The following is a 9,679-nucleotide window of genomic DNA, read 5'->3' as shown; positions in this document are numbered from 1 at the left end:
CTCTACCCCGAAATCCTTATGCCCGAGTCGAATCCCCACAGGACGAGCGTCATGATCATGTCCAGTACCACCACGGCAACGAGGCTGGCCCTGATGGCGCGGCCCGAGGCGCGCCCGACTCCCTCCGGGCCGCCCGAGGCGTAGTACCCCTGATAGCCGTGGATCAGGATGATCGTCACGACGAACACGGCGGCTTTCAGGAGTGAGAACAGTACGTCGACCGGCTGCAGGAATGCACTGAAGTAGTGGTCGTAGGTGCCCGAGGACTGTCCACCGACAACGCGAACCACCACGGCACACGACAGGTAGCTCAGAATGAGGGTCAGCAGGTAGAGCGGCACGATCGTGACGATTCCCGCGATCACCCTGGTGGTCACGACGAAGGGCATCGACTGAATCCCTTGAGCTTCGAGGGCATCGATCTCTTCCGAGATGCGCATCGCCCCGATCTCGGCCGTCATCCGGCAGCCCGCCTGCGTCGCGAATCCGATGGCCGCGATCATCGGGGCCAGCTCGCGGGTGCTCGCGTACGCGGAGATGAATCCGGTCAACGGCTCCATCCCCACCATGCCGAGAGAGTTGAATCCTTCGATCCCGACGGACGCACCCACCGCGACACCCAGGACGACCAGAACCGACACGGTTCCGCCACCGACGATCAATTTGCCACTGCCCCAGGTGATGTCGCTGAGGATCAGCAGCATCTGACGCCGATAGGAGCGGACGGTATGGGGTATCGCGGCGAGAACCTTGACGCAGAACGTCAGTTGATGGCCCAGCATTTCGAGTACGTCGAACGGCCTGCGCCCGAGGTATCTCACCCCACGTGTGAGGTGAGCGGTGCCGTGCACGGTGTAGCGCGAAGGAGTTGCCATCTCAGCCCAACTTCTGTGGCATGAACATCGCAACCAACTGCGTGATCACGACGTTGACGGTGAATGCGGACACCACACCGAGCACGACGGACGCGTTGACCGCGTTGGCTACCCCGCGCGGTCCGTGGGCGGCGGACAACCCTCGCTGGCAGGCCACGATGATGACGATGACCCCGAATATCTCGGTCTTCACCAGGGCGACGACCAGATCCGTCACCGAGGCGAAGGACGCGAACGAGCTGATGTAGCTACCGGGCGTCCCACTCTGAAAACCGACGTTGATCGCATAGCCCGCGGCCAGTCCCATGAAGATGATGAGGATGCACAGGAACGGTGCCACCAGGAGGATGGCGGCCAGCCGTGGTGTGACCAGCCGGCGAACCGGGTCGATCCCCATGGTCGACATCGCGTCGATCTCGTCCCGGATGGTGCGCGCACCCAGATCGGCTGCCACTGCTGCGCCTGCTGCACCGCCCAACAGCAGTGCCGCGACGATCGGTGCGCCCTGGCGGATGACCCCGAGGCCACCCGCGGCTCCGGCGATGGACGTCGCACCGATCTGATCGGTGAGACTGCCGACCTGAACGGACACGATGACGCCGAACGGAATGGATACCAGTATTGCCGGCACCACCGTGACGGTGACGACGAACCAGGCCTGATCGATGGTGTCGCGCCACGGATGTCGCAGTGTGAGGATGTCGCGGACGAGGTGGACGAAGGCCAGTACGCCCAGCTCCAGAGTTCGGCCGAACGTCCGGAATCCATTGGCAACTCCGTCGCTGACGCGTGCGAGCGTCGATGTAGGCGACGACAATTCCCCACCCCCCGGCTTCCTGTTCGGCGCGACTCCCCCGCGCAGGAACGGAAATTACCAGCCGACCGTCGACCAAGTGACGTTTTCTTCACTTACCGAGCTATGACAAGTCACAGACTTCGCCGGGCCGCGTGAAGGTTCCGAGAAGCGACCGGGCCGAGGGGCACCGACGACAACGGCGGCGACCACCGAAGTGGTCGCCGCCGTTGGTTCTTGCGGTGAAGATCAGAAGTTGATCATGTGCCCTGCGAGGCCGTGGATCGCTTCCTGCAGTGCTTCCGACAGCGTCGGGTGCGTGTGGACGTTGCGGGCCAGTTCGTTGACCGTGAGGTCCCACTTCTGGGCCAAGGTCAGCTCGGGTAGCAGCTCGGAGACGTCCGGTCCGATGAGGTGGCCACCGAGAAGCTCGCCGTGCTCGGTATCAGCGATGAGCTTGACGAAGCCCGTCGCATCTCCCAGGCCGTGCGCCTTGCCGTTGGCAGCGAACGGGAAGTTCGCGACCTTGATGTCGGACCCACGAGCCTGCGCTTCTTCGCGGGCCTGATCCTCGGTGAGACCGAAGCTCGCGACCTGCGGCTGGCAGAACGTCGCACGCGGCATCATCCGGTAGTCGTCGATCGGCAACGTCTCTGCGCCGCCGATGGTTTCGGCAGCCACGACCGCCTGCGCCTCCGCCACGTGGGCGAGCTGCAGCTTGGCCGTGACATCGCCGATGGCATAGATGTGCGGCACGTTGGTCTGCATCGTGTTGGTGATGCCGATGGCACCGCGATCGGTGAGCTCCACGCCGGTCTTCTCCAGGCCGAATCCGTCGACGCGGGGCGCGAAACCGACGGACTGCATCACCTTGTCGACGGTGAAGGTCTCGCTCTCACCGGACTTGTTGTGCTTGATCTCGACGGTGACCTTCGAGCCGTCGTCGTCGATGCTCTGCACACCTGCGCCGGTGATGACCTTGACGCCCAGCTTCTTGTACTGCTTCTCGATTTCCTTCGAGACGTCCTTGTCCTCGTTGGGGAGCGCGCGATCGAGGTACTCGACGATGGTGACGTCGACTCCGTAGTTCTTGAGCACGTAGCCGAACTCCATGCCGATCGCACCGGCACCGACGATGAGGATCGAGCCCGGGAGCTCCTTCGTCATGATCTGCTCTTCGTAGGTGACGACGTTCTTGCTCAGCTCGGTACCTGGCAGCAGCTTGGTGGTGCTGCCGGTCGAGATGATCGCGTTGTCGAACGTGATCGTCTCGGTGCCACCCTTGGTCAGCTCGACCTCGATGGTGTTGGCATCGGTGAACGTGCCCTTGCCGTCGTATTCGGGGATCTTGTTCTTCTTCATCAGGAAGTGAATGCCCTTGACGCGGCCGTCGGCGACCTTGCGGCTGCGATCGAACGCTGCGCCGAAGTCGAAGGACGCTTCACCCGAAATGCCGAACAGCTTCGCCTCTTTGGTGAAGAGGTGCGCCAGCTCGGCGTTACGGAGAAGTGCCTTCGAGGGGATGCAGCCGACGTTCAGGCAGACACCGCCCCAGTACTTCTTCTCGATGATGGCAGTGCTGAGTCCGAGTTGTGCCGCGCGGATAGCGGCGACGTACCCACCGGGACCGGCTCCGAGGACAACGACGTCATAGTGTGAGGTCACGAGTCCCCAGCGTAGTCGTGCCATCCGACGCTGTCTCGACCTGGTCTTCGTTACCAGCCGGTAGCTGCGCGGGCGCCGACCGACCCGGCGGCGCATCTGCTGCTAGAACTGTGGAATGGCAATCTCGGACGACCCGTACCTCTGGCTCGAAGACGTCACCGGCGAGGAGGCTCTCGATTGGGTCCGCACTCGTAACGGGGTGACCGTCGAGGAACTGGCCGGAGACGCGTTCGATGCCACCGAGTCCCGCATCCGCGAGGTACTCGACACCGACGCCCGCATTCCGTACGCCCGTCGTCGTGGGCAGTTCCTGTACAACTTCTGGCGCGACGCCGAACATGTCCGCGGCCTGTGGCGTCGAACGACGATGGACGAGTACCGAACCGAGAATCCGGTGTGGGACGTGCTGCTCGACCTCGATGCACTGGCCGGCAGTGAGGACGAGAACTGGGTGTGGGGTGGCGCGCAGGTGCTGCGTCCCGATCAACGACTGGCACTGGTGACGCTCTCCCGCGGCGGGGCCGACGCGACGGTGGTCCGTGAGTTCGATCTCGACTCCCGCACCTTTCGCGCCCCGGAGGACGGCGGATTCGCCCTACCGGAGGCCAAGACCGACGTCGGTTGGATCGACGCCGACACCGTCTTCGTGGGAACGGATTTCGGACCCGGTTCGCTGACCGAATCGGGCTATCCGCGTATCACCAAGCGGTGGCATCGCGGCACCCCGCTCGCCGACGCCGAGACCGTGTACGAGGGTGCAGCACAGGACATCTCGATCTCCGCCTGGCACGACCGGACCCCCGGATTCGAGCGCGACTTCGTCCAGCGTGCCACCGACTTCTACAACTCCGAGACCTACGTGTTGGACGGTTCGGCCCTCACCCGGATCCTGACGCCGACGGACGCGTCGACCTCGGTGCACGAGAACTGGTTGCTGATCCGCACGATGACGCCGTGGACGGTCGGCGACCGAACCTATCCGGCCGGCGCGCTGCTCGCTGCAGATTTCGACGAGTTCGTCTCCGGCACAATCGCTCTGACGGTTCTCTTCGCCCCGGACGCGCACACGTCACTGCACCAGTACGCGTGGACCGAGAATCACCTGCTGCTGGTGACGCTGCAGGACGTACGGACGAAGTTGCACGTGCTGACCCCCGGCGCGAAGGAGTGGGACGTCAGCACGATCGACGGGCTGTCGGACCTGACGTCCACCGAGATCGTCGGCACCGACGCCGAGGAGAACGGTGACGAGTACTTCCTCTCGTCGTCCGGCTACCTGACACCGGCGACACTGCTGGTGGGCACGGTGGGCGGCGAGCTCGAAGTCCTCAAACAGGCTCCGGCGTTCTTCGACGCCGACGGCCTGACGGTGGAGCAGTTCTTCGCCCGGTCCGACGACGGTACCGACATCCCGTACTTCGTCGTCCGACGCGCGGATTCCGGACCCGGACCGACGTTGCTCTACGGTTACGGCGGCTTCGAGATCTCGATGACACCCGGCTACAGCGGTGCAACCGGACGCGCGTGGCTCGAACGTGGTGGCACCTACGTCGTCGCCAACATCCGCGGCGGCGGCGAGTACGGACCGTCGTGGCACACCCAGGTACTGCGCGCCGGACGCCATCTGGTGCACGAGGACTTCGCCGCTGTCGCACGCGACCTCGTCACCCGAGGCATCACCACCACCGAACAGTTGGCCGCTCAGGGCGGCAGCAACGGCGGCCTGTTGATGGGCATCATGGTGACGAAGTACCCGGAACTGTTCGGCGCGTTGGTATGTCAGGTCCCACTACTGGACATGAAGCGGTACCACCTGCTGCTCGCGGGCGCGTCCTGGGTGGCCGAGTACGGCAATCCCGACGACCCGGACGAGTGGGAGTTCATCTCGCAGTACTCCCCGTACCAGAACGTGGTCGCCGCATCCGAGCGTCGGTATCCGCCGATTCTGATCGCCACGTCCACCCGCGACGATCGCGTCCATCCGGGACACGCACGCAAGATGGCCGCTCGGTTGGCCGAACTCGGTCAGGACGTGAGCTACTACGAGAACATCGAAGGTGGGCACGGCGGGGCGTCGGACAATGCGCAGTTGGCGTTCAAGACGGCATTGACCTACGAATTTCTGTGGCGGCACCTCGCTCGCAGCTGACGCTCAGCCGGCGAGCGCGTCCTCGAACATCGGCCAGGAATCGTGCAGGTCGTCCTGCCAGTAGCCCCACGAGTGGGTGCCGCGCTCACGCAACTCGAAGTGGGCCGGGATGTCGAGCTGCTCGAGGGCCGTCTTCAGCCTCCGAGTGCAGTCTCCGGTCGCCACCTCGATGGCACCGCCCACGACCATCTGGTTGAGCAACACGAAGCCGGGCCCGTTGGGATTGGTGCCGTCGAGGGTGTCCGATGCCCCGGCCAGTCCGCTGCCGTTGGAGACGTACAGCGCTGTGCCTCGCAGCTTTTCGGCGTTGACCACCGCATCGTTGCGTACCCAGTCCTGATGGTCGTCCGGCCCCCACATGTTCGTCACGTTCGCGCCGAGCGCCATGGACACGACGGTCTTGACGTATGCCCGTCCCAACGGGTCGGTGGTCGACGCGCATCCGCTGTAGGAACCGACGGCTCGATACAGCCCCTGGTGGTGAGCGGCGAGGTTCAGGACCGAGGTCGCGGCCATCGAGATACCTGCAATCGCGTTGCGGCCGTTGGTATCCAACAGATCGTCGACGAGCGGCGGCAGTTCGGCCGTGAGGAACGTTTCCCACTGGTTGCGTCCGAGCCTCGGATCGTCGTGCTGCCAGTCCGTGTAGTAGGAGTAGGCCCCGCCGACGGGAGTCACCACGTTGACGTTCTTGTCGGCGAAGAACGACACGACGTCGGTCTGGGTGTACCAGTCCATTCCGTCGAGTCCGCCGCCCGCGCCGTTGAGCAGGTACAGAGTGGGGCTCGGAGTCGTCCGATCAGGAGATCGCAGGATCTTGAGTGGGATCGTTCGGTTCATCGCGGCGGAGTGGACGAACGCCGTCATGGCGGTGTCGTCGGCCACCTCGGTGCGCACCACGTACGACTCCGTCGCACCGGCCACCGAGTCGGCCGGGGCCGCGGAGGCGTGTGGGTGCGCTACTGCCGCGACGCATGCCACCACGCACAGGACGACGACTCTGCGCAGCGCACGCGATCGGCGACACCGCTCCCCACCACCGATTCGACCTACCGAATCCCCCTGGCCGTTCATAGTCGTGCCCACTATCGTCGTCGAACAATTGCTGGTTCAAAAACTTTCTACACCAAAACGAACCGAAAGTAGGTAGAAATGACGAATAGCGTGTGAAACGACCAAAATTTAGTTCGAGCGAATTACCTGTGCATCCACTCCGCAACGAGGTCGGCGACCGCCGTGGGGTTACGGATCCAACCGTTGTGCCCGAGTGGCTCGTCGACGTGTACCGAGGTGACATCGGCACGGGCGAGCTTGCGGACGAGGTTGTCCATCGAGCCGCGAGGCGCGAGGTCGTCGCCCTCGATGGTCACCGCCAGCACGGGCAGCGTCAGACGGCCCATCCGTTCCTCGTAGTCCATGTCGGCCCCTGCAGGCTCGATCGACCCGCTGCGCGCGAACCGGGACCAATCGTCGATCAGAACCCGCGACTGCCGACCGAATCCGCCGATGCCGATGCGATCCCCCGGCCAGAACCCGGCGATGTTGCTGGTGATCGCCATCGCCGCCGCGCCCACGTACAGCGGTACACCGCGAGTCGTACCGAAACCGCGGTGATACGGCGAGCCCGACGCCACCAGGATCAATCCGCCGAGCCTGCCCCTGATGCGCGCGGCGTACATCGAGCCGAGCTGCCCACCCATGCTGTGCCCGAGCAAGTACGGCGTCGCCTCCGGGAACTGCTCGCGAACCACCTCGAAGATCGCCGGTAAGTCGACCGACACCAGCTCCTGATACCCGTACCGACTCGCCGAACTCGGCTTGGGCACACTGTCTCCCTGGCCGCGCAGGTCGCCGATCGCGGCATGGAAGCCGCGCGCGACAAGCGCCTCGGCGAACAGTCGGTAGTAACCACCGGGAATGCCGAGGCCGGGAAGAACGACGATGACGGGCGCATCGTCGCGGCCTTCACCGGGGAACAGTGAGACCGGCACCGTCGAACCGTCGGGCATCTGAATCGGAACCGTCTGCATCGGGCAACCCTATGCCGAGGACTCACCGGCCCGCCCCGATGCCCCTGGGAATCAGACCGCTACCGAATCATCGAGTCTTGCAGGACTTCTCGACCGATCCAACTACTTCGAACCACGAAAGCCGGGCCCGACGTCGCGTCGAGCCCGGCTGATGGTCGTGGATCAGATGGACGGACCGGGAATCTCGATGGTGCCCGAGCCGCTACCTTCCGAGCTACCCAGCGCGAGCAGCTGAAGCAAGATCGCGAGCAATTCCATGAATTCTCCTTGAAGAGAGTGGGATTCGATGCCGAACCGGCATCACGAATACCGCGCCTATGTCGCGGGTGGACCTTGCTGGAGGCTCCGACCGGGTGCTCACGAAACCGAGGCCGACGGTACGGAACCGAGGTACGTCAGTCCGAAGAGGAACTGATACCGGAGAACAGCTGGAGGAGGATCGCGAAAAGGTCACCGAGGTCAGCGGACATGGAACTGCTCCTTCATCGAGGGGGGTATGCAGATCTGCTGTGACTTGTGTCACGCGATGATCTCTGCAAGAAGATTTCTACCTCAGAAGGTCACGCTCTGTACACGGAAATGACAGTAAAAGTCGAAAATCTTGGTGCGATATCACAAAACGGTGACGGTGCCGAGACGTCGCGGCCGCCCCCGACTGCGACCGCGACGCGCTACGGACGATTAAGCGGCGCTACCCGACGTCAGCACGCCGACGATCTGATCGACGATCGCGTCGACGATGCCGTCGTAGACGCCCGAAGCGATGTCGGAAATGAACTGTGCTGCTGAACCCATGAGAACTCCTGATGCTCGCGTGTACGTACAGCCGTAGGTAATACGACCTCCCTCGTTCTTACCGCACGCTAAGGTTCGGCGCAGCACCCGGTACCAACTCGAGACCCCGGAAAGATGATGCCGCAACGGTTCACCGGAAATCTCACCGGTTCTACAGTGAAAACTATTCGCCGATCACGTCTTTCGCGCGACCCACGAGCAACGGGTCTGTTTCCCCGACTATCTCGGGATCCTTGTTGGCATAGTCGAACTTGTTGAGCACAAAACGCATCGCGTTGATGCGAGCCCGCTTCTTGTCGTTGCTCTTGACGACCGTCCACGGTGCGACATCGGTATCGGTGGCGCGAAAATTCTCTTCCTTCGCCGCGGTGTACGCATCCCACTTGTCCAGCGAGGCGAGGTCCATGGGCGAGAGCTTCCACTGCCGCACCGGGTCGACCTGCCGTATTGCGAAACGGGTGCGCTGCTCGTGCTGCGACACCGAGAACCAGAACTTGGTCAGACTGATGCCGTCGTCCACGAGCATCTGCTCGAACAGCGGTGCCTGGCGAACGAAGTGGGCGTGCTGCTCGTCGGTGCAGAAACCCATGACACGCTCGACGCCCGCCCGGTTGTACCAGGACCTGTCGAACAGGACGATCTCCCCGGCCGCGGGCAGGTGTGCGATGTAACGCTGGAAGTACCACTCGGTCGACTCGCGCGCCGACGGCTTCTCCAGCGCAACCACACGCGCACCGCGCGGGTTGAGGTGTTCCATGAATCGCTTGATCGTGCCGCCCTTACCGGCGGCATCTCGGCCCTCGAAGACGATGACGTGCCGTCGCCCGGTCTCCTTGGTCCACATCTGCAACTTCAGGAGTTCGATCTGCAGCAGACGCTTCTCGAGCTCGTACTCGGCACGCGTCATGCGCTCGTCGTACGGGTAGTTCTCGCGCCAGGTGTCGACGACGTGGCCGTCGGGGACGGTCAGCAGAATCGGATCGTCGTCATCGGAGTCGTCGACCGCGAAGCCCGAGGTGTCGGCAAGATCTACCGCCTTGGTGATGTCGAGCAAGTCGCTCAGGTTCGTGCGTGGAGCCTCACCGTTGCGCAGATCATTGTCGGTCATGTGCCGAAAGTTAGTGCTCATCGGTGACCGACCGATGGCGATTCGGTGAACACCCGATGCATCCGGTTTCAGCGCCCCCGATACCGCTCCGCAAGGGGGACGGAACGGAATCGGCGGCGTCGAGTACCGACCGTAGCCACCGAGGAACAACCAGGTCCAGCGCTCGAGTCAGAAAAGTCCAGGACCTTGGTACGGCACCGATCGATCGGCGAACGGTCCGATTCGATCGATACCGGAACCCCCCCGATCGAACAGCAGCCGGCT

At 63.6% G+C, this 9,679-nt stretch carries 7 protein-coding genes; 1 reads left to right on the top strand and 6 read right to left on the bottom strand.

All coding sequences use genetic code 11. The annotated features are described in order from the left end of the window. Positions 1 to 2 precede the first annotated feature (2 nt). From R3P95_RS10845 to lpdA, 3 genes are all read right to left on the bottom strand, one after another. Positions 3 to 782 carry an ABC transporter permease gene (locus tag R3P95_RS10845; RefSeq protein ID WP_231893723.1) on the bottom strand — a complete coding sequence of 260 codons (780 nt, stop codon included), beginning with the start codon at positions 780 to 782 and terminating at the stop codon, positions 3 to 5. A gap of 94 nt (positions 783 to 876) precedes the next feature. Beyond that, positions 877 to 1,692: an MlaE family ABC transporter permease gene (locus R3P95_RS10840; RefSeq protein ID WP_317548356.1), complete on the bottom strand. Its 816-nt coding sequence runs from the start codon at positions 1,690 to 1,692 to the stop codon at positions 877 to 879. A 225-nt stretch (positions 1,693 to 1,917) separates the two neighbouring features. Then, positions 1,918 to 3,333 (bottom strand): dihydrolipoyl dehydrogenase, encoded by a 1,416-nt coding sequence (lpdA, locus tag R3P95_RS10835; protein WP_317548354.1) that lies wholly within the window; start codon positions 3,331 to 3,333, stop codon positions 1,918 to 1,920. Between the two features lie 115 nt (positions 3,334 to 3,448). On the opposite strand from lpdA, the gene R3P95_RS10830 reads away from it, so the two are divergent. Further along, the gene (locus R3P95_RS10830; RefSeq protein ID WP_283347788.1) at positions 3,449 to 5,482 is read left to right on the top strand and encodes a prolyl oligopeptidase family serine peptidase; all 2,034 of its coding nucleotides are present in this window, start codon (positions 3,449 to 3,451) and stop codon (positions 5,480 to 5,482) included. 3 nt (positions 5,483 to 5,485) lie between these two features. On the opposite strand, the gene R3P95_RS10825 is transcribed toward R3P95_RS10830, so the two are convergent. The 3 genes from R3P95_RS10825 to ppk2 all read right to left on the bottom strand — a co-directional run bounded on the left by R3P95_RS10825 (position 5,486) and on the right by ppk2 (position 9,415). Next, the gene (locus tag R3P95_RS10825) at positions 5,486 to 6,556 is read right to left on the bottom strand and encodes an alpha/beta hydrolase (RefSeq protein ID WP_317548352.1); all 1,071 of its coding nucleotides are present in this window, start codon (positions 6,554 to 6,556) and stop codon (positions 5,486 to 5,488) included. Between the two features lie 122 nt (positions 6,557 to 6,678). Next, positions 6,679 to 7,512 carry an alpha/beta hydrolase family protein gene (locus tag R3P95_RS10820; protein WP_094668700.1) on the bottom strand — a complete coding sequence of 278 codons (834 nt, stop codon included), beginning with the start codon at positions 7,510 to 7,512 and terminating at the stop codon, positions 6,679 to 6,681. A 958-nt stretch (positions 7,513 to 8,470) separates the two neighbouring features. Next, positions 8,471 to 9,415 carry a polyphosphate kinase 2 gene (gene ppk2, locus R3P95_RS10815; RefSeq protein WP_188078699.1) on the bottom strand — a complete coding sequence of 315 codons (945 nt, stop codon included), beginning with the start codon at positions 9,413 to 9,415 and terminating at the stop codon, positions 8,471 to 8,473. Positions 9,416 to 9,679 lie beyond the last annotated feature (264 nt).

Source organism: Rhodococcus cercidiphylli, assembly GCF_033042225.1.
Taxonomy (GTDB): domain Bacteria; phylum Actinomycetota; class Actinomycetes; order Mycobacteriales; family Mycobacteriaceae; genus Rhodococcoides.
The sequence above is the reverse complement of the archived record's forward strand: the minus strand, read 5'-3'. Positions and strand labels throughout refer to the sequence as shown.

Bases quoted from the DNA above. Each gene is read 5' to 3' on its own strand.
- R3P95_RS10845 (WP_231893723.1), bottom strand. From the start codon at position 782: ATGCTGGGCCATCAACTGACGTTCTGCGTCAAGGTTCTCGCCGCGATA.
- R3P95_RS10830 (WP_283347788.1), top strand. From the start codon at position 3,449: ATGGCAATCTCGGACGACCCGTACCTCTGGCTCGAAGACGTCACCGGC.
- R3P95_RS10825 (WP_317548352.1), bottom strand. From the start codon at position 6,556: ATGAACGGCCAGGGGGATTCGGTAGGTCGAATCGGTGGTGGGGAGCGG.
- R3P95_RS10820 (WP_094668700.1), bottom strand. From the start codon at position 7,512: ATGCAGACGGTTCCGATTCAGATGCCCGACGGTTCGACGGTGCCGGTC.
- ppk2 (WP_188078699.1), bottom strand. From the start codon at position 9,415: ATGACCGACAATGATCTGCGCAACGGTGAGGCTCCACGCACGAACCTG.